Source organism: Mesorhizobium sp. M0185, from assembly GCF_040322175.1.
Lineage (GTDB): Bacteria > Pseudomonadota > Alphaproteobacteria > Rhizobiales > Rhizobiaceae > Mesorhizobium.
This window is the reverse complement of the sequence record NZ_JAMYSY010000046.1, coordinates 11,747-36,031: the sequence shown is the minus strand read 5'-3', so window position 1 is coordinate 36,031 and position 24,285 is coordinate 11,747. Positions and strand designations below refer to the sequence as shown.

Genomic DNA, 24,285 nt, shown 5'->3' with positions numbered 1-24,285 from the left:
CTCGGACGCCGTCAGGCCTTTACCACCGTCTCTCGGGCTAGCGCGAGGCGGCCAAAAATATTGCGTGTGTCGACGATCAGTAGAGCGTGATCCGCGATCGCCTGATAGTCGATCGCGTCGTGGTCGGTCGCAACGACGACAGCGTCGAAATCCTTCAAGGCCACCTCGGTCAATTCGACAGAACGACGCCCCTTGATCGCCATATGCTCCCGTGTGGCCGGGATTTCGGTAACATGCGGATCGTGGAATTCCGCCTTGCCGCCCCATTCCTCGATGAGTTCAATGAGCCGCAATGAGGGACTTTCGCGGATGTCGGGCACATTCTTCTTATAGGCGAGCCCGATGATGAGAATGCGCGAGCGGCTGAGCGCCTTGCCGCAGCGCCGGTCCAGCGCCTTCGCCAGTTCATCGACCACATGACGCGGCATGGCCGTGTTGATCTCTGCCGCCAGCTCGATGAAGCGGGTCGGCAGTTCGTATTCGCGAGCCTTCCACGTCAGGTAGAAGGGATCGATCGGAACGCAGTGCCCGCCAAGTCCAGGGCCAGGATAGAAAGGCATGTAGCCGAAGGGCTTGGTCTTTGCCGCCTCAATCACCTCCCAGATGTCGATTCCCATCGCACCGAGCACGATCTTCAACTCGTTGACGAGGGCTATATTGACCGAGCGGAAGATGTTTTCCGTCAGCTTGACCGCCTCGGCGGTCGCCGTGGTGGAAACCGGAACGACGGTCTTGACCACGCCATGGTAGAAAGCCTGCACGAGCGTCGCCGCTTCAATGCCGTCACCTGCCACGACCTTGGGGATCGTCGCGACTTCAAAGCTGCGGTTGCCGGGATCCTCGCGTTCGGGCGAGAAGCCGAGGAAGAAGTCTATCCTCGACTGCAAGCCGATTTTTTCCAAGATGGGCTTGATCACGTCGTCGGTGGTGCCGGGATAGGTGGTCGATTCCAGCACGATCAGCTGACCGAGACGCAGATGCTTCGCGATGGTGCCTGCGGTGTTCCTGACAAAGGAGAGATCCGGCTCGCGGTGTTTCGTCAGTGGTGTCGGAACGCAGATGATGATGACATCGCAGACGGCCAGTTCGGCAAAATCCGCAGTGGCGCGGAACCGTCCGCTCGCCACCTGGCCGGCAAGGGCTGTCGACGTCACCGCCTCGATGTAGGATTGTCCGTTGTTCAGGCTCTCGACCTTTTGGGCTTCGATGTCGAAGCCGCAAACAGGGAAGCCGGCGCGTGCGATCGCAACCGCCAGCGGCAACCCGACATAGCCCAGTCCGATCACGCCGACTTGCGCGGCACGCGTCGAAATCCGGTTCAGAAGGCGGTCATATGTCGATCGTGAGGCGTCCAAAAATCTGCTTCCCGTCAATTCGGACAGGCCGTCCGCTTCCATGGTGAGGCTCACCGCTCACAAGAGCCCCGAGGCATATTGCGGAAAATCGATGTCCGCAAGCCGTCAGACCGGCACCTTCGCCTTAAGGCTTGCGGCAGCCATCGCATAGCCGCCGGCGGCGCCATCGATGAAATGAACGTGATCGCGCTGCAGCGGCGATGCGACGAGGCATGTCATCAAGGCCGATTTCTGGCGGTGCAGGCCATAGTTGCAGATGCCCGCCTCTTCCGCCTGTTTCAGCCGGTTCTCGATCCGTTGCAACACATCCGCGTCAACGTCGATGGTCATCTTTAAGCCATCGTCGAACTTCCGGAAATCCGAATTGCTGGCCACTTCGCGTTTGTAGATCTTCGGATCGAATCTGCCGATCGTCCAGCCATATCTATCCGTAACAGCCGTAAGCGTCATCAGGAACACTATCCACAGCTTCGACAGCCACCGCCGTCCTGCCGGCGCCGTGGCCCGCGCCTCGATATCGAGGCCGGCGGGCAGCAAACTGTAGTCCGGCCCGTTCACCGGCACCGGGTGGCCATCGCGTTCCTGCCTGCCGGCAAGGGCGATGATGTCGGAAACCAGAAACTGAAAACCGCGCAAGTCGCGCGACGCCCCCGGTATGGCTATGATCGAGACGATTTCGCCATGCCGGGCTTCGATCGGGTTCCAGCGGCACGAGAGGCCGGTCAGGTCCGGCCGCGCGCCGGCCGGCGCAGGATCGATGCGGTAGCGCCCCGCTTTCATCTCGGCTTCCGCCCAACTGCCGCCACCTCCGGCGAACATGGCATAGAAGACCGCATCGGAGGCCTGGAACCTCGCCACGCGAACGTCGAGGCCTTGCGCTCTTATATCCTTTATCGGCACGATTGCGGCACGCAAGGTCAGATCCAGTTCGTCCGCCACCCATCTCTGGACAGCCGCCAGCGCGTTGCGGGTGATCTCCAGCGCCGAGCCGGGAAACGCCACGAGCGCGCCGTCGCCGCCGAAGACAAAGGGAAGATCTTGCCTACCCAGCGCATTGAGCAGCGCCGAAATGACGCTGGCACCGGCCATATTGACGGTTTTATAGCGCCCCGCCTCGATCGCCTTGGTCGAGCCGACGATGTCTGCGGTGGCCAGCGCCCAGCCATCGGGGAGAGGCCGATAGTTATCGATATCGGCAACGCTTTCGAACTTTGCGAAGACCGGCAGGGAAGCAACAAACGGATCGGACGCGGCAGCTGTTTCCATGAGCATCAGATAGCACATTCCAGTGCTTGAGGGTGAAGTCGATCATGCTTCGAAATTGACTTGCGCAGGCTTTCCGATGATAGGGTCCGGCGATGCGAATTGCCTTCTATGCGCCGCTGAAGTCGCCCAATCATCCCGTTGCCTCCGGCGACCGCCAGATGGCACGGATGCTGGTCAAGGCGCTGGAGCATGGAGGGCATAGCGTCGAACTGGCATCCGAATTGCGCTTCTATCTACGCGAACCGGATTCGAAAAGTTTCGATGCGCTCAAGACCGAGGCCCGGGAGGAAGCCGCGCGGCTGGCAAGGCTTTGGGATCGTGACGGCAAGCCCGATCTGTGGTTCACCTATCATCCCTATTACAAGGCGCCCGACCTGATCGGGCCCGAACTGGCGTTGGCCTTTGGTGTCCCCTATGTGACAGCGGAAGCTTCCTATTCGAGGCGGCGCAACACCGGTTTGTGGGCCGATACGCAAGCGTTGGTGGCGCGAGCCGTCGAACAGGCGGTGCTGAACATCTGCTTCACGCAAAGGGATCGTCAGGGACTGGCAGATGCGGTACCCGACGCCGCTTTCGGCATGCTTTCGCCCTTCATCGACACATCGCTATTCCGGGAAACGCCGGCACGGGGTTGTCCGACGCGCCTCGTTACCGTCGCCATGATGCGCCCGGGCGACAAAGTCGAAAGCTACCGCATGCTGGCGCAGGCGCTCGGTTCGATCGGTCACCTGCCCTGGACCATGTCGGTCGTCGGGGACGGACCTGCCCGCGAGGAGATCAAAGCGCAATTCGCCGGCTTGCCCGCCGAGCGTATCGAATGGCTTGGCGCGATTGAGCCAGCCGCCGTGCCGGATGTCCTCTACAGTGGGGGAATTTACGTCTGGCCGGGTTTCGGCGAGGCCTATGGCGTTGCCTATCTTGAAGCACAGGCCGCCGGCCTTCCTGTTGTGGCTCAGGACGTCGCCGGCGTGCCGGAGGTCGTCCGGGATGGCCAGGCCGGGTTTCTCACCCCGCCGGACGATGTGGCGGCGTTCGCTTCTGCCATTGAAAGGCTTCTGGCCCGTAACGACGAAAGATCCATCATGGCCGCAGAAGCCAGACGTTTCATCCTCGAAGAACGTTCTCTCGGTGCTGCAGCGGCGCGTCTGGCCGAACTTCTTGCGAAGATCCCCGTCTCATGACATCCGATCAAATCTGGCAACCCTTGGTGGAGGAACTGGCGAGCCGGCAACGGGCGGACCGTAAGGCAGAGTTCTGGCTGCGCGACGATGACGCCGTGGATCCGACGCCTGCGCTTGATCGGTTGCTCGACCTCACCGGTGAATTCGCGGTTCCGGTGACTCTGGCCGTCATTCCCGCCGTGACTGACGAGAAGCTTGTCGTTCGGCTTGACGAGGCGCCGCATGCCACGGTCGCCATCCATGGCTGGGCGCACCGAAATCATGCGCCCGAGGGCCAGAAGAAGCAGGAGCTCGGCGCGCATCGACCACGCGAGGCGGTGCTCGATGATCTGGCTCGCGGGCTGGCGCACGTAACCGGCCTGCACGGCGCACGTGCCGTTCCGATGCTGGTGCCACCCTGGAACAGGATCGACGCCGGCTTGGTATCCGACCTTGGATCGATAGGATTTTCGGCATTGTCGGTCTATGGACCGCCAAGGCCGGCGTCACTTGCGGTCATCAACAGCAATGTCGACATCATGGATTGGCATGGCACGCGCGGCTGCCGCGATCATGGCCTATTGGTTCAGGCTATCATCGCGCAATTGCAGCATGCATTCGATGGGGGCGAACCGGTGGGCCTGCTCACCCACCATCTCGTACATGATGAATCGGCCTGGCTCTTCCTCGAACGGCTGTTCACAGTCACCGCACAGACTGAAGCCTGCGCATGGCTTCCGATCAGGACATTGATCGGGCGCAGCGCCGGTAGAACAATTCCAGGAAAAGTGTGAACGGTTTCCGTCCGGAATTGCGTCAAAACAAAGAGATAGAGGAAAATAGCTCAGTGCTTTTTGCGCAATGAGACCGGAATGTTGAGCGTCTGGCCATCCCGCGCGGCAAAAGCGCCGGTAAACCTGTCCTTGGCCAGTTTCTGGATCTTGTCCAGTTCCTTGTCGGTGCGTGTCGGATCGTGGTGAAACAGCGCAAGCCTCCGCGCACCGGCCGCCTCACAGAGTTTGACGCCCTGTTGCCACGTCGAGTGCCCGTAACCGCGGCGGCGTTCCATTTCCTCCTCGGTGTAGGTGCAATCGTAGATGACGAGGTCGGCATCTTCGATCAGGCCGAGCACCGCCTGATCGAGTTTGTCCGGCTCATGCTCAGTGTCTGTGATCACCGCCACGACGCCGCCACCCCATTCGACCCGGTAGCCTATGCAGCCGCCCGGATGCGTAAGACTGCCGGTTCGGACCACCACCCCTTCGCGCGGGCGAAGCACGTCTCCGGATACAAAATCGCGATAGTCGAGGCTTGCCTTGCAGGCCTCCAGTTTCACCGGAAACCACGGCGGCCGCATGAACTCATCGACCATCTGCCGGGTCGTCATGTGTCCTGCAAGATGCCCGGACCAAAGCGTAACCTGGGCGCCCCGGTCATAGATCGGCGCAAAAGACGGCAGCCCGATGATGTGATCGTAATGGCAATGGGTGAAAAGCAGGTCAAAATCGGTCACGCCCAACGCCTGAAGCGCCGCGCCGGCTGGCCTTAGGCCAGAGCCTGCGTCGAACAGAAGCGTATGCTTACCGCATCGCATCTCGACGCAGATTGAGTTGCCACCATAGCGAGAGAACTCTGGCCCTGATACCGAAATGCTGCCGCGGACACCCCAAAACCTGACCAGGAAAACGTTGTCGTCCATGCTACCCCTTCGCCCATCATATCTAAACAACTGCCGCTAGGCGAGACAGGCTTTCTCCGGGTGATCTTCTCAGCGAGAGGACAGTGCCGTCACGACGGCGAGGATCGAGCGCACGTCCTTCGTTATTTGGCGCTTCGTGCGTCGATCAGATCCGCGGTCGTATGGCTTAGGCGATCGGCAAGAACCCGCAATATCTCGATGGTCATTTCCGGGAACTCCCTCATAAGTCTCAGGAAATGATCCTTGCGGATTCTCAGGGCTTCCAGCGGACTTGCCGCTCTGACGGTGGCAGTGCGGGAGCTGTTGCACAATATGGCGATCTCGCCAACGATCGAATTTGGCTCCAGTTCTGCAACTTTTATCGGTCCGCTGTCGGAATCGACAAGAATATCCGCTCTGCCTGAAAGGATGACATAGGCGGCGTCTCCCTCGTCGCCCTGCCGGAAAAGGATCTGGCCGGCGCTGTAGCTCACACGATCGGATGTGAACGCAAGCAGCTTGAGCTTTGTCGGCTCGATGGCAGAGAACAAGGGAACGCGTTGCAGCATTCCAACTTCATCCTTGAGCAGCATTGTCGCAAACCTTCCAAAATTCGCGTTTGCCAGACTAGAGCACGCCCAGATGGAATCAATTCTCTTTCCGGGATGGCGAGACAAACCACGCGAAAGGTGGCGAGCCCGATGTCGTGCACCGGCAGAATGATCCCATCTGAATGTCCGTTGCTCTATGACAACAGTTCCTTGAAGATACCGTTCCCTGCCAAAAGTGTCTCGTGTGTTCCGTCTTCCGCCAATTGACCCGAGTCGAAGACGATAACGCGATCGAACATCATCGCCATTGCCGGATTCGTCACGACCCACACAATTGCCGGCGAATGGCCGTCGCGCCTGGCTTCCTCGAGCACATTTCGCAGCACCTTATCCTGCATGCGCTGGTCGAGCGCCGACAGCGGCCGGTTGAGAATGAGAAAATCGGGACGCTTGAGCAAGGCCCGGGCAACATCGAGCTTCTGTCGCTGTCCACCGGTCAGCCGCCTGCCGCCGGAGCCGACGTTGAAGTCCAGGCCGACATCCAGAAGTTCGCCATAAAGCCCCAGTTCGTCAAGAATGTCATAGACGATGGAGCGTATGCGGTCGGGCGCGTCGGGATGATTGTTGCCCACACGCCCGAACAGGACATTATCCATGACGGTGGCCGCGGCAATGTATTTGGCAGGATCATACCGTTCGACCGCATTGTGCAGCTCGGGCGGCAGGTCTTCATAGAACCGGTTGCGTGCAGCGACGATCTTGCTCATCAGCTCGTCGCTCAGCAGGCCGAAGCGGTGCCGGGGCTCGATATAGGCAAAGCTCAAGGTGACGATCATGGCGCGATCGTTCTCCGAAACCGCCTCGTAGGGACGGTTCTTGAGCCGTTGCAGCAAGGTTTCGTAGGCGGGTATCTCCTCCGCGCTCATGAAGGCGAGCTGCTGGAAGAACTGGTGATCGGGCGGCAGGTCGGCAAACAGCTCGATCGCCTGTTTGGCGATCTCCAAGCCCATTTCGTAGAGCGTGCGGTCGAGGCCGGCTTGCCTCAGCACGGAAGCAAAATAGGGATTGGCCGCCAGGGCCCTGTCGGCCAGTTCGGGGCCGGCGGCAGCGCCGAAGAGCAGGTTTTGGCCGATCGTTGCTTCCTTGTTGTAGGCGCCCGGTTCGAAAGGAACCACCAATCCGCTCAGCCCCTCTTGTTCCAGCCGGGTCCGCAGCGCCGCACGCAGTTCGACGATCCGCCTGGCAAGCTCCGTGTGACGCGTGAGGTCGGCCGAAGAGCGCAAGCCGAGATCCAGAATGTCACGCGACAGAACAACCGCGTCGAGCACCCGGCGCACGGCTTCAAAGAGGTCGTGCGGGCCGGTAGCGCCAGCGGAAGCATAGTTGATCCAGTCGCTGTGGATATCAAGATCCGGATTGCCCGACCGGCGCGCCTCGTGAATGTTCCAGCGGTGCTGATCTGCCGCAGCACCGTCATAAGGCACCGATGTCAGCGGCGCATGCTTCAACCCGTAGAGCAGGTTGTCGCGGAGGCTTGCCTGGAACAGGAAAACATCCGACGAGGCATACGACATGCGCCGGCCGGTTACTGCTTCGGGAAGTTCAAGCAGGTCGTCGGTGCCCGAAGCGACCCTTCCGCTGTCCGGCCAGTTCAGCCGCGCGAAGGCTTCTGCAAGCGCCTCCGCTCCACCTGTTGCGGTACTGACCAGTGCCACCGCCTCACCCGGCTTGACCTGGAGGGAGATACGGTTGAGGAGCATTGCACCGCCATCGTCTGCTATGGACAGATTGATCGCCGACAGCGGCTTGGTCATCGGATCGGGATCGTCGATCGTCAATGCCCCGATTTTCGGCGCGATGAGACCTTCAACGGTGAACTGTTCAACGACCTGTTGATATTTGACCTGGACATCCTGCCGATCCTGATCCCAGTCGATCAGTTCCTTCATCGGTCCGGGCAGGTCCTTGTAGGCGCCGATCACGGCCACGAGCTGGCCGACGTCCAGCCGCCCCTGGAGGACCAGATACCCGCCGATCATGTAGAACAGAAAGGGCGTGAGCTGCGCGAGAAAATTGTTGAGGAACTTCACCATGAATTTCCATTGGTAAAGATCGAAGCGGATCTTGAAGATGAGCCCGAGCCGGGCAGCTATGTCGGCGCGCTCGTAGTTTGATGTATCGTGGACGTGAACCGCGCCGATGCCGTCGACGATTTCGCCAACCCGGCCCGAAAGCGCGCGCGCCGTCAACTGCCGTTGGCGCCCGAGCACGATCAGCCGCCGCCGCATTCGCGGGATGAGCACGATCTGGATCGCCACGATCACGACCGCTATCATTCCGAGCCAGACGTTCTGGATCATGATGAACAGCATGGCCGTCAGCGCTTGGCCGCCGAGCAGTACCGGCTGCAGGAAGGCGTCGCCGATGAAGCCGCCCAGCGGCTCCACCTCGTCCTTCACCATGGTCGCCACTTCGGCGGATTTCACCCGCTTGAAGTAAACCGGCGGAAAACGCAGCACACGGTCGACCAGATCGAAGCGGATACGCCGCAGCATGCGTTCGCCGAGGCGGCCCTTGTAGGTGTTGATGTAGAATTTGAACAGGCCGTTGATGACGACTAGCAAGAGGAACACAAGGCTCAGGGCAAACAGGGTCTCCTCGCGGTCGAGCTGAAAACCGGAGAAGAACTGGACCTCTCCAATGAACGGCAGGTTGTAGTGTAGCCTCATGAATGGCTGGGTCGCGCCCGGTTGCTCGAAGCCGCGACCTTGGATCGGTCCGTTGACGATCAGCTTCGGCAGGTCGAAGGACATGAAATACGGGATCATCGAAAGCACGACGATCATCAATATCCAGAGCTGCTGCTTCTTGGTGTGCGTCCAGATATAGCGGGCTAGGCTGGCTTCCATATGCGACTGTGGACCCTTCAGTTGGAAGGATGCAGGATGTAAAAGCACCTGCTGGCGAATGGCGTATCGGCAATTTCTTCATCGCCAACGACAAGCTCGAAGCTGCTGTGCACGGGCATTGTCCTGCGCTCAACGATGCAAGGAACCTGCGAGGCGGCGCGATCCAGTTCCGGCGCATGGTCGATGGCAACGACATGGGCATTGTTGATCGGCGAAGAAAGCAGCTGGCCAAACGGTCCGCGGCTTTCGTAAGGCTTTGGCGAACAGCCGAGCAGCACGAGGCCGCAGCTGCGCGGCTGGTGCTGGCGGATGGACGCCGATGATCCGGACAGATGCAACAGGCTCTCTCCGGCACCGGGCAATAGCCAAGCGGCTTGCAGCATGATCACGTCCGCGGAATCAAACAGTCTTGCGGGAGGCAAGATTGCGTTGTGTCGCCCAAAATCCCAACATACAAGACGAATTATGATGGATGTCACGCAACCACGCAATGCCATGGACTGGCACGAGCAAGCCTTGGACCTCACGCGGGGAATTGCTGCTTATGTCAACTGCCCTCTCGTGGCAGGGCTGGCGCGCGTCGTCGCCAAGCATCCGAAAGCCGATATCGCCAACGCCTTCAACCACAAGCAGGTCGCCTGCAAGATGTGGGCGCTCGACAGGCTGTTCGAAAGCGGCGGCGGCCGCTTCGGGCGCATATGGGTTCTGGGTGGATGGTACGGCGTATTGCCGGCAATGCTTTTCAACGACGCCCGCTTCGACATCGCGGCGGTCGATAGCATCGACATCGATCCCGAAGTCGCGCCGGTCGCCCGGACCCTCAACCGGGAAGCCGGCGACCGGTTCCGGGCGCTGACGGCAGATATGTACGCACTCGACTATGCGGCCGGGCGGCCCGATCTGATGGTCAATACGAGCTGCGAACATATAGCCGATCTGCGCGCCTGGCTTGCTCTGCTTCCGCCGGGCACGAATGTGCTGCTGCAATCGAACGATTATTTCAGCGAGCCGACGCACATCAACTGCGTGGCTTCGCTTGCAGCCTTCGAGGAAATGGCGGCGCTACGGGAGGTGCGGTTCTCCGGCGAACTGCCGACAAAAAATTATACGCGCTTCATGCTGATTGGAACTGTTTAATGCATTTCGCCCAAAAGCGCGTAGCGGTTTTGGGACAACGACACGCATAAAAACAGGACTTGAAGCGCGTCGCACGAATCTCACCAGACGCGACGCGCGTTAGGGCATTTGCAGGAAAGTGTGGAAACGGCTTTCCGTCCGGAATTGCGTCAAAACAAAGAGACAGAGCGGTTCTGCGTGAAACGATGAACCGCTCTAGGATCTATCGTCTGTTTAATCATGAACTTTTCCGAAACCGGGCCCCACGTTTAGGGACCATGTTCGATGCCGCTCGCGCAGGATTTGCGCGGAGCGACGCGCGCCTTCCAGATCGAGACGATGCGCAGATGGCGTCGGTTCCACAAGCGCTTGTTCGACCGCTTGCGCCAAACCTTCAGGCGTCAGGTCCTTTTCCATCAGCACCGTTGCAAGACCGAGTTCTTCGAGCATCAGGGCGCGAACCGTCTGTTCGGTTTCCCCGCCGGCTGCAAATGGGACGAGCAGGGAGCGACAGCCCGCGCGCAGGACATCGCAGACCGTGTTGTAACCCGCCTGCGAGACTGACAGGCGGGCGCCGGTCAGCAGGCTGGCGAAATCCTCGCGGAACCGGAAGATGGACAGGCCCGGCGTGGCATCGCGTGCGATCGCGTCAAACTCGTCTTTCGGCAGGTTTGGGCCGGTGATCAAACACCATTTCCAAGCGTTGTTGGCATTCCGCGCCGCTGCGATGGTGGATCTGACAAGGCTCTTTCCGGCAGCCCCGCCGCCAACCGACACCAGAACGTCGAAGCGCTCGGAGCCCGCGGGCGATGGCGGCGCGGCAACGAGCCCCGTGTAGGTGACCTCGGCCCTGATCGCCCCAGCCAGTGGAAATGTCTTGTCGATGGTTGCGAAAGCCGGATCGCCGTGGAGCATAACAAGATCGAAATGCCTGTTGATGAGATCGACCGTTTCCTCGTTTCGGCCCAGCTTGACGCGCTCCTGGAGGATATCACGGACGGACGTCGCCAGCAGCGGTCTGGGCGACGTCGCGTCGATGGCCTCGATCAGCGGCAAGAGTTCGAAACGCATCTGCCGGCGTCCAAATGGAAACGCCTCGACAATGACGATATCAGGCCTGCAATCCCGGAATGCCTGCAGCAGCATCTCTGAACGCCATTTCTTGAAATCATCGTCGATCGGGTTGCCTTGCAGGTCGACAAGTCCCGAAAATCCTTCATCACCGGAGGTGACAGGTGGCAGAGTTACAGATTGTACACCCAGTCCCGGAAACCCGGCGATCGGCGCTCCGCCGGTCACGACGGTAACGTCAAACCCGTCATCGACCAGAGCCGCCGCAATGCGGCTGGCGCGCGCGAGATGGCCGATGCCGAGCAGGTGCTGGACATAGAAGAAAGCGCGCAGCCGCTTCATTCGGCGGCCCGCCACTCCCGCTCGAACAGTTCCTTGAGCTGTCCAATGCTTGCCATATGATCGAAATTGCCGCGCACGCGCCGCTCTGCGGCGTCGCCGAGGCGGTCGCGGAGCACGGGATCACGGATCAGGCGCTCCAGCGCCTGTGCCAGGGCAATCGGGTCTTCCGTCGGAACCAGCAACCCCGTTTCATTCGGCGATAAAAGCTCCGGCACGCCGGAAATATCGGTCGACACGCAGGCAAGCCGCTGGCTAGCCGCCTCCACCAGAACGTTCGGCAGACCGTCGCGGTCGCCAGTTGCGGTGATCCTGCAGGCCAGGGCGAAGATGTCGGCACGGCGGTAGTGCTCAAGCACCTCCTCCTGCGCAAGCGCGCCTTTCCAAGAGACGCGACCATCCAGGCCGAGCTTTTGCGCCAGCGCCTTGCACCGTTCCAGTTCTTCGCCGCCGCCGATATGCTCGAAACGCCACGCCAAATCGCCGGGCAACAGGGCAAGGGCCTCCAGCAACGTATCGTAACCTTTCTTTTCAACGGCGCGCCCGACACTCAGAACGACAACCGGTTCGTCCGGAGCCGAGCCGTCATGCTGCTTTCGCGCCTCGCCGAAACTGCCGAAGCGATCAAGGTCGAGCCCATGATAGCTCAGATGCACAGACGAGTTGCCGTTAGCGAGTTTTTTCAGACGATCGAAGCCGGTTTTCGTGCAAGTGACCGTCCAGCGCGCCGAGGAAAGCTTGCCGGCCAGATCCCAGTCCGCCGAAGTCCAGATGTCCTTGGCATGGGCCGAGCAGGTCCAGGGCAGGCCACGAAGCTGGCTGGCATAGCGCGTCACCGATGCAGGCGTGTGCGCGAAATGTGCATGCAGCCAGCCCGCGTTTTCCGGCCATTCGGCCGCCAGCACGAGCGCTTGCCCGAAGCGGCGCGCGCGATTGCGCGTAAAGTCGCGGGGCATATCGGCAGCCAGCGATCCGAGCGCGCGCCAGAAGCCCGGACGCAGCAGACAGGCAAACAGCGAGCGAAGCACGCGCAGCGGCTCTTCATGCAGATATTCCGGCAGATAATGGACGGGCGCTTTGATCTCGTCATGCACGGGGTGGCGTTTTTCGTCGGTCGGCCGCCTGAGCGCGACGAGTATCAGGTCGAACCCCGCACGCTCAAGACCGAGCAGTTCCTGCGCGATGAAGGTTTCGGACAGCCGCGGATAACCCTTCAGAACCACGACGATCTTGCGATGTTGCAACTCAGGTCATTCCTTCAATGACCGAAAGGTGATGGCCGGCTCGCCGGTCGAGCAGTTCCGCGACGATTTCGGAAATATGAGGCAGCCCTTCCAGCGTCAGATGCGGATTGCTCTGCGATGGGCGGGGCCGGTCCGGCAGCACCTTCAGTGCATCAGCAAACCGCCGGGAATCCTCGGCTTCTTCCGGCAAAAGCATCTCGATGAGGCCGAGTTCGGCTGCGCGCCGTGCGCGAATCAGTTGTTCCCGGCGGGGCTCGACGCGCGGCACGATCAGCGCCGGCTTGTCGAAAGACAGTATCTCGCAATAGGTGTTGTAGCCGCCCATCGCCACTACCGCCTTGGCGCCGGCAATCAGGTCTTCCATGCGGTTGTCGAACTCGATGATCTTGATGTAGGGGATCTTGGACCCCTTCTTGAGCAGCTTGTTGCGCTTGCGCGCCGGCATGTAAGGCCCAAGCACGATCAGGGCTCTATGCTGCAATTGCGGATCCTGCTGATAGGCATCGATGACGTCGTGGATCAGATCGGCGCCGTCACCGCCGCCACCGGTAGTAACGAGGATATAGTCGCCCTCAGGCCGGTGGCCGGGCAACTCGTTCCGCTGCAGGCTCCGTTGCAGGAAACCGACGAACCTCATCTTTGCCCTGACAGCCGGGGGCACATCCAAGCCGGTCAACGGATCGTAGAAATCCGGCGGACCATAGGCCCAGACCTTGTCGTAGAAGACGCCTATCTTGCGCATCACGTCTCTGCGTGCCCACTCTGCTTCGAGCAGATGCGGCGCATCCATCACCTCGCGCAGGCCAAGCACCAGCGTGGTGCCCCGCGTCTTGAGGTAGGACAGCGTGTCCTCAATCTCACCGCGCAGGCCGAGCGGTTCCTTGTCGACGATGAAGATATCCGGCCGGAAGGTCTCAGCTGTATGGCGGATGATCGACTGGCGCATCCTTAGCGTCTCATGCAGATCGATGTCCTTTTCCAGCGAGGTGTATTCGCCGTTGCGCAGCTTGATGACGCTGGGGATCTTCACGAAGTCGACACGGGCGCGGTAGTCGAAGGCGCCAGCGATAGTCGCACCCGAAATGATAAGCACCTGAAGTCCGCGGAAATCCTCGACCAGCGAATGCGCGATAGTCCGGCAGCGCTGCAAATGGCCGAGCCCGAACGTGTCGTGGCTGTACATGAGAATTCGAGCGTTTTCTGCGTGCTGGGTCATTGTTGAACGTCTCTTAGAATTCTCGCCTTGAGGACCGTGAGCGACCCGCAGGATTCGAAACCATCCTCGCGGGTCTACCGACCTGTTCTGAAACATGAGGGCGCAATTTTCAATTCGTATTACAAAGAGGGTCCATATGCTGAAACCAGGAAGCTACGTCTGCTCAGCGGCCTGCTTGCCACGTGGTCCAGAAGAACCTGCATCATTTCACTGGTATTGACCATCTCGGATTCTCGGCGGCCTTGACCGCTGCGAAAAACGTGGAAACTCCAGAATGGAATAAGGTATGGGCTGGGTACTTCACTCCGAGCGTCTAAGCCAAGCTCCTAAACCATGATGTGCCTTGGCGGTGGGAAGCCGGAGCGTTGACGGAGTAGGGGACACGTTCGAACCGCCTAGATCTTGACTTCTCAGACCAGAATCTGGGGGTCAGGAGTTCGACTCTTTTCGGGCGAGCCAATTGAACTCACTAGCTTTTTGGACGCCATGGGCGCATGAACTCGCCGATTGCAGGCTTGTCAAAGCTGACCTGTTTGCCGCCAACGACAGCGCCGGCCTTCGGGCCGGCATCCGAGTCTTCGATCCCTTTTCCGGTTGTACCGCGCAGGTAATATTCGGCTTCCATATATATTCGAGATTGAGGGCGAACCGGAAAAAAATGTCTTCGTCTTTGACCTCATCCTGCGCATAGGCGCGGGAAACCGGGGCAAGCCCGGTGGCCGAAGCGAGCGTTGCTCCCAGGCCAAACTGCAATTCGCGGCGGCACGAAACACGAAATGCAGGCGTGACGCGGGTCATGGCTTCCTCCCAAAAGCCCGCCGGCATCAAACATTTTGGCACCTCAAAAGCACGCCTGCGCTCCCAACTTCACGAAATGTGGAATGTTCCTCAGTCACCGATAGCCGAGCAGCTAGGTTTCCTCGACCCTAGCCTCATGTCAGCCGACGCACACTGCGCTGTAGCGGCGCCGGATCTGCCGGCAGCAAAAATCCCGCCGCTGCGGTCGTCCGAAGTACGCTGTCGATAAAATCCAGGACTTTTGCGTATCGATTTCGGACCAAGGTCCGTCTTGTAGAATACTGTATTTGAACAAAGCTAGGTAACAGCCGACTTTCGGATTCGAAAGTCCTGACGTTTTTCATCTGGAACCCATCCTGGCGGGAGGGCGACTCGAAGGAGGAACTATGAAAACGCGCACCTGTCTATTCGCGACTGTAGCCGCTCTCACCCTTGTCGCATCTCCGGTACTCGCTGCTCCCGGGGGCAATGGCAATGGCAACGGCAATGGCGGCAGCAACGGCAACGGCGGAAACTCGGCCGGGGCCGGCTCGCAGGGACACGGAGCCGCCACTTCCGCCGCGGCCAAGGACAAGTCGACGACCGGCGTTGCTCATGCAATGGCGGTCGTTGCCACGACACCGGCCTCACCGCAGGCTACGCTGGCCTTGCAGGCAGCGCTGGATAGAAAGGCCGCGAAAGACGCGGCAGACACTGCCGACGACACCTCTGACGAAACCGAGTAAGCATTCGAAACAGACCACTTGTCGCGTTGAAAGCCGTGGTTCGCCGCGGCTTTTTTCGTTTCCAGACGACGAACTCTCAAGGTGAACAGCGCTTCCAGAAAAAAGCTGCTCCACGGCGGCACTGAAGCTACGCTAAGGTCAAACGCCGCCGCATCGGCGTCGGATTCGAGTGCATTCGAGGAGATCCCATGACCGGCTTTGTCGACCGCGAGCGCGCAACTGACCTGATGCAGCGCGCCGGCATCGAGGCGCTGGTGCTTTGCGAGCCCGAGGCGTTCCAATATGCCACCGGTGCCTGGATCGGCCCGGCCGGCCTGTTCCGGCGGGCCGGCGCCGGTTTCGTCGTTATTCCCAAGCGAGGCGACCTGCCGATCGGCGTCGTGGTGGCGGATTTCCAGGCTGCCCAGCTCCGGGCGGCGATGGCCGGCGCCGTGCTGCGCACGCATGCGATCTGGATCGAATCGGCGTCGCTCGAGCCGGCGACGGCCGACCGGCCTGTTGCGCAGCGCATCGAGGCCGGCTTGGTTGGCCGCGCCCCCGGTTTTTCACGTCCGGCGACCTTCGAGCTTGCCCGCTCCGTCCGCGAGCTGAAAACGATCCTCGCAGAATTCGGGCTGGAGCGTGCGACGCTCGGCATCGAGCTGGATTTCGTCTCGGCCAGCGATTTTTCCGCGATGCAGGCGATATTGCCGGGCACTGCCCTGGTCAACGGCTCGCCGGTTCTCGACAGGCTGCGGGCAATCAAATCGCAGAGCGAGATCGACCTTCTGCAGCAGGGCATCGCCCTGTCGGAAGCCGGCCTGTCGCGGCTGCAGCAGCATGCGACGACCGGCATGCGTCAGTCTGAGCTGGTCGCGCTTTACCGGCAAGGCGTCGCGGATGCAGCCGCCGGGTCGTCGCAGCAAATCTCGACGGCGGAATACGTCACGCTGGGCGCTCGCCCAAAAGGCGCCGACGCCGTCGCCGCCGCCGGCGATCCGCTGAAGGCCGACATGGTGTGCAGCGTGAACGGCTATGCCTCGGATATGTCGCGGAATTTCACCTTCGGGCCGCCGTCGCCCGAACAGGCCGAATTGCATGCGATAGCCGAACGCACCTTCGCCGACGGGCTTGCCGCGCTTGTGCCCGGAAAGCCGTTAGCCGCCGTGCATCGCGCCGCCAGCGAAAGCCTGGCGCGCCAGGGCCTGCGTTCCTATCGCCGCGGCCATTTCGGCCACAGCGTCGGCCATTCCGTGTTTTCCGAGCAATGGCCGTTCATCTCGGCCGACAGCAATGTCATGATCGAGGCCGGCATGGTGCTGGCATTCGAGATCCCGCTCTACATCGACGGTCTCGCCAGCTTCAATCTCGAGGACCAGTTCCTGATCACCGCCAACGGTCCGTCACCGATGAACCGCCTGCCGAGGCGCCTGGATATTATCGGCTGAATCCAGCCGTTATCTGGCGCCGGCCACGCCCCGGCGGAAATCCGACGGCGACATGCCGGAAAGCTTGCGGAACGACTTGTTGAAGGCACTGAGCGAGCCGAAGCCCGATTCCATGGCGACGCGCAGCACATTGGCATCCTGATGCATCAGCAGCGCCTGAGCGTAGCTGAGGCGCAGCAGATTCACATATTCATTGAGCGTCATGCCGGTCGATTTCTTGAAGATGCTCATGGCGTATTTGGGATGGATATCGGCCGCCGCGGCGATGTCGACGCAATCGATCTCGTAGAGGAAATTCTCGGCGATGAAGTCGCACATGCGCCCGACATTGCGCAGCGATTGCTGATCGAAGGGAGTGCCTATCTCCTGTTCGACCGGGGTTTCGGGCACCAGCCGGTAAGGCTCGAAGCGCACCCGCTCCAGCCGCAGCAAAAGCTCGTTGACGGCATGCTCGGCCTTGACCGGGTCGCCGGAGCGGGCATAGCGGTTCCAGCGCTCGAAATTGTGGTCGTCCGACCGGTCGGTGGCGTCGGTCACCAGCGTCGCCCCGGTCATCAGTCTGTTGCGGACCTCGACGGGCAAATGCAGCCGGAAGAAATGCACCAGCGGCAGATGCGCGCCGGCGTAGATGGCATCGTCGGAGGCTTCGTCCATCTGGTGCGGCAGGCCGCCCCAGAACAGGCACATCTCGCCCGCAGAAAGCGAAAGCCCGTGCCCGTCCATGCGGTAATGCACGGCGCCGCGCACGATGAAATTCACCTCGACCTGGGCGTGCCAATGCGGCTTGAGCATCACCAGGGGCTGGGTGTGGAACATCTGCAGCAGCAGCGGCAGGCCCTCCACGCTGCTGGCGCCAGGCTGGTAAAACGGCCTTTCCGGCATCTTACTTTCCGCTCATTTCTTATTCCCTTTGTCGCGGACAAGGCTTTCCCGAGGCCTAGTCTAGCCACGCTCGCAAACAGAGAGCAACTGAAATGGGAGGATTTCAATGCGCATAAAATTGACCTGCGCCGCGCTCGCGCTTGCCTTGGGCTCCAGCCCGGCCTTTGCGCAGTCCGGTGAAATCACGATCTGGAGCTGGAATATCGCCGCTTCGTCGCTGAAGGCCACCATAGCGGGCTTCAACAAGCAGTATCCCGACATCAAGGTGACGGTCGAGGACCTTGGCAACCAGCCGACCTACGACAAATCGATCGCCGGCTGTGCCGCCGGCGGCGAGGGGCTGCCTGACATCGTTACGATCGAGAACGGCGAAGCCGAAAACTACTGGAGCCAGTTCCCGGATTGCTTCGTCGACCTGCATACGCTCGGCTACACCGCGGAAGACCAGGCAAAATTCCCCGACTTCAAGCGTACCGAGCTCGAGGTTGACGACAAGGCCTATGCGATGCCCTGGGATTCCGGTCCAGTGGCGATGTTCTACCGCCGCGACTTCTATGAGAAGGCTGGCGTCGATCCGTCCTCGATCAAGACCTGGGACGATTTCATCGCCGCCGCCAAGAAAATCCAGGCCGCCAATCCCGGCGTCACGATGACCAACGCCGATTTCAACGGCGATTCCGAATTCTTCCGCATGATCTCCAACGAGCAGGGTTGCGCCTACTTCTCCGCCGACGGGCAATCGATCACGGTCAACCAGCCCAAATGCGTCGATGCCATGACCAAGATCAAGGAGATGAAGGACGCCGGCATCATTTCCTCTGCCGACTGGAGCACCAAGATCACCAACAACACCGCCGGCAAGGTCGCCACGCAGATGTATGGCGGCTGGTATGAAGGCACCGTGCGCACCGAATCGCCCGATGGGGCAGGCAAATGGGGCGTCTATCTGATGCCGAGCCTGACCGCCGACGGTCCGCGCGCCGCCAATCTCGGCGGCTCCTCGCTCGCCATCACCTCGGTGTCGAAGAACAAGGAAGCCGCCTACGCCTATCTGAAATACACGCTTGCGACGAATGAGGGCCAGATCACCATGCTGAAAGGCTTCGGCCTGGTGCCGTCGCTGATCTCGGCGCTCAACGACCCTTATGTCTCCGAAGGCCTGCCCTATTGGGGTGGCCAGGCCGTGTGGAAGGACATCCTCGGCACCTTGCCCAAGGTCGTCCCCAGCCGCGGCACGCCGTTCCAGAGCGACGCCGAAATTATCATCCGCGCGGTGCAGACCAAATATCTGGCCGGCGGCTATCCCGACGCCAAGGCAGCGCTCGACGATGCCGCAAGCCAGATCGCCGCGGCGACCGGCCTGCCGGTCAAGTCGTGATCTAGACGAGGCGGCTCCGAGCGCGCGGCTCCCCTTCTCCCCTTGGGGGAGAAGGGATCGCCGAAGGCGACGGATGAGGGGTGCTCCAGCTTGGCTCGGACGGCATTCCTTCCAACACCCCTCATCCGTCTCGGCGCTTCGCGCCGATCCACCTTCTCCCACAAGGGGAGAAGGCAAGAACTTGAAAGCAGAAAGGAGGAAAACGATGCGCTACCAGAACGCCACGGCGTATCGCTTCCTCGCGCCGTATCTGCTGATTTTTTCGATCTTCTGGCTGTGGCCGATCATCGATTCGTTCCTGATCTCGTTCCAGGCGACGCGCACCGTGCCGTGGCGCTTCGCGCCGACCTTCAACTGGGGCCGGCTGATCGGCGATCCGGCCTTCTTCAATGCCTTGAAGAACACATTGCTGATCCTTGTCATCCAGGTGCCGGTGATGATTTCGCTGGCGATTGTGATGGCGGTGCTTTTGAATTCGCCGCTGCTCAAGGCCCGTGGCCTGTTCCGCTTTGCCTTCTTCGCGCCGGTCGTGGTCGGCGAGGTCGCCTATTCGGCGGTTTTCCGGCTGATGTTCAATCTCGACTACGGCATCATCAACAAATTGCTGAACAGCATCGGCCTGCCCAGTGTCGACTGGTTTACCAACGTCACCCCGGCGATGGCGGTGATCATGATGGCGGTGACGTGGCGCTGGGCCGGCTACAACGCCATCATCCTGCTCGCCGGCTTGCAGTCGATTCCCGAGGATGTCTACGAGGCGGCGACCCTGGACCGGGTCAGCAAGGTCAAACAGTTCTTCTACATCACGCTGCCGCTGCTCAAGCCGATCATCGTGTTCTGCGCCGTGCTGTCGATCATCGGCACCATGCAGCTGTTCACCGAGCCCTTCCTGATCACCGAGCGCGGCGGGCCGGGCGGCGGCACCGAAACGCTCGGGCTGCTGCTTTACCGCCAGGGCTTCCGGTCGCTCAATTTCGGCTACGCTTCGGCCGTCGCCTACACCATGGCCGGGCTGGCGATTGCCATTTCGCTGGTGCAGATATGGCTGACGAGGGAACCGAAATGACCTCGCACTCAAGAGTCAGCCGTTCCCAGGCCAGATTGGGACGCAGCATCGCGCTGCATCTGTTCCTGACGCCGCTGGCGCTGGTCTGGCTGTTTCCGCTGTGGATGATGGTGGTTTTTTCGACGATGCCCGACAACGGCATCTTCAGCCCCGACATCGAGCTTTTGCCGCATGGCAATTTCCTCGACAATGTCAGCAATCTGCAGCGCGGCACCAATTTCATCGGCGCCATCGGCATCTCCGTCTCGGTGGCGGTGACCTATACCTTCCTGTCGGTGATGCTGACCTCGATGGCCGGCTGGGCGCTGGCGCGTTACAACTTCTTCGGCAAGGGCATGGTCGTCGCCATCATCTTCGGCACCATCACGCTGCCCTATGCGGTCGTGCTGATCCCGCAATTCATCATGGTGGCGCGCGACTTCAAGCTCGCCAACACTTGGGTGGCGCTGATCGTGCCGCCGCTGTTCAATTCGCTGGGCGTGCTCTTCATGCGGCAGAGTTTTTCGATGATGCCGCACGAGCTGTTCGACGCCGCCAAGGTCGAGGGCGTCAAGGAATGGCGGATATTCCTGTTCGTCGCACTGCCTCTGGCGCGGCCGATGCTGGCGGCGCTCGCCATCATCCTCTTCCTTGCCTCCTGGAACAACTATCTCTGGCCGCTGCTGATCAATTCCAAGCCGGGCGCAATGACCGCGCCCGTGGCGCTCGGCACGCTGATCGGTCTCACCAAGGTGTCCTGGGGCGGCATCATGGCGGGCGCGGTGATGCTGACGGCGCCAATGCTCGTCGTGTTCGTGCTTCTGCAGCGCCATTTCGTTGCCGGCATCGCCGCCGGCGCCATCAAGTAAGGATCAGCATGGCGGCAGTCACACTCAAAAACGTCATCAAGCGCTTCGGCGTCTTCGAGATCGTCCACGGCGCCAATATCGACATCGATGACGGCGAATTCGTCGTCTTCGTCGGCCCTTCCGGCTGCGGCAAGTCCACGCTGCTTCGGATGATCGCCGGGCTCGAGGACATCAGCGACGGCGAGATCGCCATTGGCGGCAAGGTGGTGAACGACGTCGAGGCGGCCGATCGCGGCATCGCCATGGTGTTCCAGTCCTACGCGCTCTATCCGCACATGACGGTCGAGCAGAATCTGAGCTTCGGCCTGAGAATGACCGGCAACCCCAAGGCAGATACCGAGCGGCGGGTGAAGCGGGCTTCCGAAATCCTGCGCATCGCCGAACTGATGAAGCGGCGGCCGCGGCAATTGTCGGGCGGCCAGCGCCAGCGCGTCGCCATCGGCCGCGCCATCGTGCGCGAGCCGCAAGTGTTCCTGTTCGACGAACCGCTCAGCAATCTCGATGCCGAGCTCCGGGTGCAGATGCGCGTCGAGATATCGCGCCTTCATAAGGAACTCGGCGTTACCATGGTCTATGTGACGCACGACCAGACCGAGGCGATGACGCTGGCCGACAGGATCGTCGTGCTCAACGCCGGCAATATCGAGCAGATCGGCGCGCCGCTCGATCTCTACGACGACCCCGCCAACCGCTTCGTTGCCGGCTTCGTCGGCTCGCCGAAAATGAACTTCCTGGCGGCAAAAATGGTCGGGGCCGACAACGGTGCGGCGGTCGTCGAACTGGTCAATCATCGCGGCGCGCGACTGCGCAAGCCGCTGTCGGATGCCTTGCCTGCAACAGGCGGCGATGTCGTGCTTGGCGTGCGGCCGGAGCATTTCTTCGATGCCGGCCAGGGCGATTGCGACCTTACCCTCAAGGCCGACGTCGCCGAGCACTTGGGATCGGTGAGCTATGTGTATGCCAATTCCGGTACCGGGGGCGGACGCGAGGAACTGATCATCGAGCGCGAGGCCTCGCGGCATCGCGCGAACGGCGACGACCTGGTGGTGTCGATCAAAGCCGACCGCTCGCTTCTCTTCGACGCCACCGGCGCACGCATTCGCTAACCCATCTTTCTTTTGTCCGATCGCGATTGCTCGCGGCCACCCCACGGAGATTTGACATGACGTCCAAACCAGAAAAAGTTCGCTGGGGCATTCTCGGGCCCGGCAACATCGCCAGGGCTTTTGCCGGGGGCGTCGCCCATTCGCGCACCGGCACACTGGTCGCCTTAGGGGCGCGCAATCCCGGCAAGGCGGGGCTCACCGAAGCTTTCCCCGGCGCCCGCATCCTCGACGGCTACGAGGCTTTGGTTGGCGATCCGGATGTCGACGCGATCTATATTTCGACGCCGCATCCGAGCCATGCCGAATGGGCGATCAAGGCGGCCGAGGCCGGAAAGCACGTGCTTTGCGAAAAGCCGCTTGGCCTGACCGCATTCGAAGCCGACGCCATGATCCATGCCGCGCGCAAGGCCGGCACCTTTCTCGGCGAAGCCTTCATGTACCGGCTGCATCCGCAGACGGCCAAGCTGGTCGAGGTGATCAGGACCGGCGCGATCGGCGACATCAAGATGATCAAATCCAGCTTCGGCTTCGCCATGCCGGGCTTCATGCCGGAGCACCGTCTCTACGCCAAGGATCTCGCCGGCGGCGGCATTCTCGATGTCGGCGGTTATCCCGTCTCGATGGCGCGGCTGATTGCCGGCGCCGCGGCGGGAAAGCCCTTCGCCGAGCCGGACAAAGTCGTCGGCGCTGCGCATCTCGGCCAATCCGGCGTCGACGAATGGGCGTCGGCGCTGTTGCATTTTCCGGGCGGCATCGTCGCGGAAGTGTCCTGCAGCATCTCGCTCGCTCAGGACAATGTCTTGCGTATTGTCGGCAGCAAAGGCCGCATCGAGGTGGCGGATTTCTGGTATGCCGGCGGCCAGCAAGGCGGCACCGGCGAAATCCGCATCATCCGTCCGGGTGACACCGAGGTGGTCGAGGTCACGGAGGACGGCTGGCTGTACGCATTTGAGGTCGACGCCGCCGGCGAGGCCATTCTCGGCGGAAAGCAGGAGTTCGCCTGGCCCGGCATGGGCTGGGCCGACAGTCTCGGCAATCTGCGCGTGCTCGACAAATGGCGGGCGGCAATCGGGCTCGAATACGACATCGAGAAACCGGCAAAGCGCGTCAACACGATCTCCGGACGGAAGCTGCGCTCCGGCGGAACCGCCATCCCCAAGCGCAGCATTCCGGGCCTGCCGCGGCCGGCCTCGTGCCTGGCGCTCGGCTTCGAGGATTTCCGCACCTTTTCGTCGGGCGCCATCCTGCTCGATGCCTATTTCGAGGCCGGCGGCAATCTGTTCGACACCGCCTTCGTCTACGGTTCCGGCTATACCGAGACGCTGCTCGGCCAGTGGCTGAAGAACCGCGGCGTGCGCGAGCAGTCGGTGGTCATCGGCAAGGGCGCGCACTCGCCGCTCTGCTATCCCGACGTCATCGGCAAGCAACTCACCCAGTCGCTCGAACGGCTGCAGACCGACCATATCGACGTCTATTTCATGCACCGCGACAATCCGGATGTGCCGGTCGACGAATTCGTCGATGCGATGGACCGCGAGGTCAAGGCCGGCCGCATTCGCGGTCCGTTCGGCGGCTCGAACTGGACGATGGAACGCATGGATGAGGCGATTGCCTATGCCGAGCGCACCGGCAAGCAGAAGCCCGGCGCGCTTTCCAACAATTTCTCGCTGGCCGAAATGCTGGAGCCGATCTGGGCAGGCTGCGTCACCTCCTCCAGCGACGAATGGAAGGCCTGGCTCACCGCCCGGCAGATGCCGAACTTCGCCTGGTCGAGCCAGGGCCGCGGCTTCTTCACCGACCGCGCCGGCCGCGACCGGCGCGACAATGAGGAGCTGGTCCGGGTCTGGTATTCGGAGAGGAATTTCGGCCGTCGCGACCGCGCCATCGAGCTCGCCAAACGGCTGGGCAAGAGCCCGATCCACGTCGCGCTCGCCTATGTCCTGGCACAGCCCTTCCCGTCCGTCCCGCTGATCGGGCCGCGCACGCTCGACGAATTGGAAGACAGCCTCCAGGCGCTCGACATTTCACTTTCGCCGGACGATCTTGCATGGCTGGATAGCGGTTCGGATCAGGCCCGCGCGCGCGCCTGACGGCAGGGGCAGTCGCTTCGGCCTACGCTGCGCCCTTAGCTTAGCTTCCGGACTGTTTGC

At 61.3% G+C, this 24,285-nt stretch carries 20 protein-coding genes and 1 pseudogene; 10 read left to right on the top strand and 11 right to left on the bottom strand.

Translation table 11 applies throughout. The annotated features are described in order from the left end of the window. Positions 1-11: 11 nt before the first annotated feature. Entirely contained in the window at positions 12-1,355 is a 1,344-nt protein-coding gene (locus NKJ20_RS26975) for a nucleotide sugar dehydrogenase (protein WP_352748261.1), read from the bottom strand. Between the two features lie 105 nt (positions 1,356-1,460). Beyond that, the gene (locus tag NKJ20_RS26970) at positions 1,461-2,639 is read right to left on the bottom strand and encodes a DUF3095 domain-containing protein (RefSeq protein WP_352457190.1); all 1,179 of its coding nucleotides are present in this window, start codon (positions 2,637-2,639) and stop codon (positions 1,461-1,463) included. A gap of 74 nt (positions 2,640-2,713) precedes the next feature. Here NKJ20_RS26970 and NKJ20_RS26965 point away from each other — a divergent pair, with 74 nt between their 5' ends. Together NKJ20_RS26965 and NKJ20_RS26960 are read left to right on the top strand one after the other, a co-directional pair. Then, a complete protein-coding gene (locus NKJ20_RS26965) occupies positions 2,714-3,802 on the top strand; it encodes a glycosyltransferase family 4 protein (RefSeq protein ID WP_352748254.1) in 1,089 nt (362 codons plus the stop codon). Next, positions 3,799-4,575 carry a polysaccharide deacetylase family protein gene (locus tag NKJ20_RS26960; RefSeq protein WP_352450258.1) on the top strand — a complete coding sequence of 259 codons (777 nt, stop codon included), beginning with the start codon at positions 3,799-3,801 and terminating at the stop codon, positions 4,573-4,575. Before NKJ20_RS26965 ends, NKJ20_RS26960 begins: the two co-directional genes overlap by 4 nt. 50 nt (positions 4,576-4,625) lie before the next feature. Here NKJ20_RS26960 and NKJ20_RS26955 read toward each other — a convergent pair whose 3' ends face one another. From NKJ20_RS26955 to NKJ20_RS26940, 4 genes are all read right to left on the bottom strand, one after another. Continuing rightward, complete coding sequence (locus NKJ20_RS26955; protein WP_352748251.1) at positions 4,626-5,480, bottom strand: MBL fold metallo-hydrolase; 855 nt, start codon at positions 5,478-5,480, stop codon at positions 4,626-4,628. Positions 5,481-5,602: 122 nt separating this feature from the next. Then, entirely contained in the window at positions 5,603-6,052 is a 450-nt protein-coding gene (locus NKJ20_RS26950; protein ID WP_023675957.1) for a cyclic nucleotide-binding domain-containing protein, read from the bottom strand. Positions 6,053-6,204: 152 nt separating this feature from the next. Then, positions 6,205-8,919, bottom strand: a complete 2,715-nt coding sequence (locus NKJ20_RS26945; RefSeq protein ID WP_352577347.1) for an ABC transporter transmembrane domain-containing protein — start codon at positions 8,917-8,919, stop codon at positions 6,205-6,207. 17 nt (positions 8,920-8,936) lie between these two features. Further along, positions 8,937-9,257, bottom strand: a complete 321-nt coding sequence (locus tag NKJ20_RS26940) for a hypothetical protein (RefSeq protein ID WP_352450261.1) — start codon at positions 9,255-9,257, stop codon at positions 8,937-8,939. 130 nt (positions 9,258-9,387) lie between these two features. Between NKJ20_RS26940 and NKJ20_RS26935 the strand changes: the two genes are divergently transcribed. Then, positions 9,388-10,056 carry a class I SAM-dependent methyltransferase gene (locus tag NKJ20_RS26935; protein WP_352450272.1) on the top strand — a complete coding sequence of 223 codons (669 nt, stop codon included), beginning with the start codon at positions 9,388-9,390 and terminating at the stop codon, positions 10,054-10,056. Positions 10,057-10,269: 213 nt separating this feature from the next. On the opposite strand, the gene NKJ20_RS26930 is transcribed toward NKJ20_RS26935, so the two are convergent. The 4 genes and pseudogenes from NKJ20_RS26930 to NKJ20_RS26915 form a co-directional block, all read right to left on the bottom strand. Beyond that, positions 10,270-11,448 carry a glycosyltransferase family protein gene (locus NKJ20_RS26930; RefSeq protein WP_352748248.1) on the bottom strand — a complete coding sequence of 393 codons (1,179 nt, stop codon included), beginning with the start codon at positions 11,446-11,448 and terminating at the stop codon, positions 10,270-10,272. Continuing rightward, positions 11,445-12,689 (bottom strand): glycosyltransferase, encoded by a 1,245-nt coding sequence (locus NKJ20_RS26925; RefSeq protein ID WP_352450263.1) that lies wholly within the window; start codon positions 12,687-12,689, stop codon positions 11,445-11,447. Before NKJ20_RS26925 ends, NKJ20_RS26930 begins: the two co-directional genes overlap by 4 nt. A gap of 1 nt (position 12,690) precedes the next feature. Then, positions 12,691-13,905 (bottom strand): glycosyltransferase family protein, encoded by a 1,215-nt coding sequence (locus NKJ20_RS26920; protein WP_352450264.1) that lies wholly within the window; start codon positions 13,903-13,905, stop codon positions 12,691-12,693. A gap of 490 nt (positions 13,906-14,395) precedes the next feature. After that, positions 14,396-14,703: pseudogene (locus tag NKJ20_RS26915) on the bottom strand (ferritin-like domain-containing protein); the annotation flags it as partial. Between the two features lie 386 nt (positions 14,704-15,089). Between NKJ20_RS26915 and NKJ20_RS26910 the strand changes: the two are divergent. Beyond that, entirely contained in the window at positions 15,090-15,428 is a 339-nt protein-coding gene (locus tag NKJ20_RS26910; RefSeq protein ID WP_023675950.1) for a hypothetical protein, read from the top strand. Between the two features lie 188 nt (positions 15,429-15,616). Next, complete coding sequence (locus tag NKJ20_RS26905; RefSeq protein ID WP_352748245.1) at positions 15,617-16,855, top strand: M24 family metallopeptidase; 1,239 nt, start codon at positions 15,617-15,619, stop codon at positions 16,853-16,855. 9 nt (positions 16,856-16,864) lie between these two features. Here NKJ20_RS26905 and NKJ20_RS26900 read toward each other — a convergent pair whose 3' ends face one another. Then, positions 16,865-17,737, bottom strand: a complete 873-nt coding sequence (locus tag NKJ20_RS26900; RefSeq protein ID WP_352450267.1) for a helix-turn-helix domain-containing protein — start codon at positions 17,735-17,737, stop codon at positions 16,865-16,867. A 106-nt stretch (positions 17,738-17,843) separates the two neighbouring features. On the opposite strand from NKJ20_RS26900, the gene NKJ20_RS26895 reads away from it, so the two are divergent. From NKJ20_RS26895 to NKJ20_RS26875, 5 genes are all read left to right on the top strand, one after another. Next, complete coding sequence (locus NKJ20_RS26895) at positions 17,844-19,115, top strand: extracellular solute-binding protein (RefSeq protein ID WP_023675947.1); 1,272 nt, start codon at positions 17,844-17,846, stop codon at positions 19,113-19,115. 205 nt (positions 19,116-19,320) lie between these two features. After that, entirely contained in the window at positions 19,321-20,181 is an 861-nt protein-coding gene (locus NKJ20_RS26890; RefSeq protein ID WP_254817930.1) for a carbohydrate ABC transporter permease, read from the top strand. Then, positions 20,178-21,029, top strand: coding sequence for a carbohydrate ABC transporter permease (locus NKJ20_RS26885; protein ID WP_023675945.1), 852 nt, complete (start codon positions 20,178-20,180; stop codon positions 21,027-21,029). The genes NKJ20_RS26890 and NKJ20_RS26885 overlap by 4 nt, the downstream gene beginning before the upstream one ends. Before the next feature lie 8 nt (positions 21,030-21,037). Continuing rightward, complete coding sequence (locus NKJ20_RS26880; protein ID WP_023675944.1) at positions 21,038-22,135, top strand: ABC transporter ATP-binding protein; 1,098 nt, start codon at positions 21,038-21,040, stop codon at positions 22,133-22,135. Positions 22,136-22,191: 56 nt separating this feature from the next. After that, positions 22,192-24,225 carry an aldo/keto reductase gene (locus NKJ20_RS26875; protein ID WP_352748243.1) on the top strand — a complete coding sequence of 678 codons (2,034 nt, stop codon included), beginning with the start codon at positions 22,192-22,194 and terminating at the stop codon, positions 24,223-24,225. The last annotated feature ends 60 nt before the right edge of the window (positions 24,226-24,285 follow it).

Bases quoted from the DNA above. Each gene is read 5' to 3' on its own strand.
- NKJ20_RS26970 (WP_352457190.1), bottom strand. From the start codon at position 2,639: ATGTGCTATCTGATGCTCATGGAAACAGCTGCCGCGTCCGATCCGTTT.
- NKJ20_RS26965 (WP_352748254.1), top strand. From the start codon at position 2,714: ATGCGAATTGCCTTCTATGCGCCGCTGAAGTCGCCCAATCATCCCGTT.
- NKJ20_RS26960 (WP_352450258.1), top strand. From the start codon at position 3,799: ATGACATCCGATCAAATCTGGCAACCCTTGGTGGAGGAACTGGCGAGC.
- NKJ20_RS26955 (WP_352748251.1), bottom strand. From the start codon at position 5,480: ATGGACGACAACGTTTTCCTGGTCAGGTTTTGGGGTGTCCGCGGCAGC.
- NKJ20_RS26950 (WP_023675957.1), bottom strand. From the start codon at position 6,052: ATGCTGCTCAAGGATGAAGTTGGAATGCTGCAACGCGTTCCCTTGTTC.
- NKJ20_RS26945 (WP_352577347.1), bottom strand. From the start codon at position 8,919: ATGGAAGCCAGCCTAGCCCGCTATATCTGGACGCACACCAAGAAGCAG.
- NKJ20_RS26935 (WP_352450272.1), top strand. From the start codon at position 9,388: ATGGATGTCACGCAACCACGCAATGCCATGGACTGGCACGAGCAAGCC.
- NKJ20_RS26930 (WP_352748248.1), bottom strand. From the start codon at position 11,448: ATGAAGCGGCTGCGCGCTTTCTTCTATGTCCAGCACCTGCTCGGCATC.
- NKJ20_RS26920 (WP_352450264.1), bottom strand. From the start codon at position 13,905: ATGACCCAGCACGCAGAAAACGCTCGAATTCTCATGTACAGCCACGAC.
- NKJ20_RS26910 (WP_023675950.1), top strand. From the start codon at position 15,090: ATGAAAACGCGCACCTGTCTATTCGCGACTGTAGCCGCTCTCACCCTT.
- NKJ20_RS26905 (WP_352748245.1), top strand. From the start codon at position 15,617: ATGACCGGCTTTGTCGACCGCGAGCGCGCAACTGACCTGATGCAGCGC.
- NKJ20_RS26900 (WP_352450267.1), bottom strand. From the start codon at position 17,737: ATGCCGGAAAGGCCGTTTTACCAGCCTGGCGCCAGCAGCGTGGAGGGC.
- NKJ20_RS26895 (WP_023675947.1), top strand. From the start codon at position 17,844: ATGCGCATAAAATTGACCTGCGCCGCGCTCGCGCTTGCCTTGGGCTCC.
- NKJ20_RS26890 (WP_254817930.1), top strand. From the start codon at position 19,321: ATGCGCTACCAGAACGCCACGGCGTATCGCTTCCTCGCGCCGTATCTG.
- NKJ20_RS26885 (WP_023675945.1), top strand. From the start codon at position 20,178: ATGACCTCGCACTCAAGAGTCAGCCGTTCCCAGGCCAGATTGGGACGC.
- NKJ20_RS26880 (WP_023675944.1), top strand. From the start codon at position 21,038: ATGGCGGCAGTCACACTCAAAAACGTCATCAAGCGCTTCGGCGTCTTC.
- NKJ20_RS26875 (WP_352748243.1), top strand. From the start codon at position 22,192: ATGACGTCCAAACCAGAAAAAGTTCGCTGGGGCATTCTCGGGCCCGGC.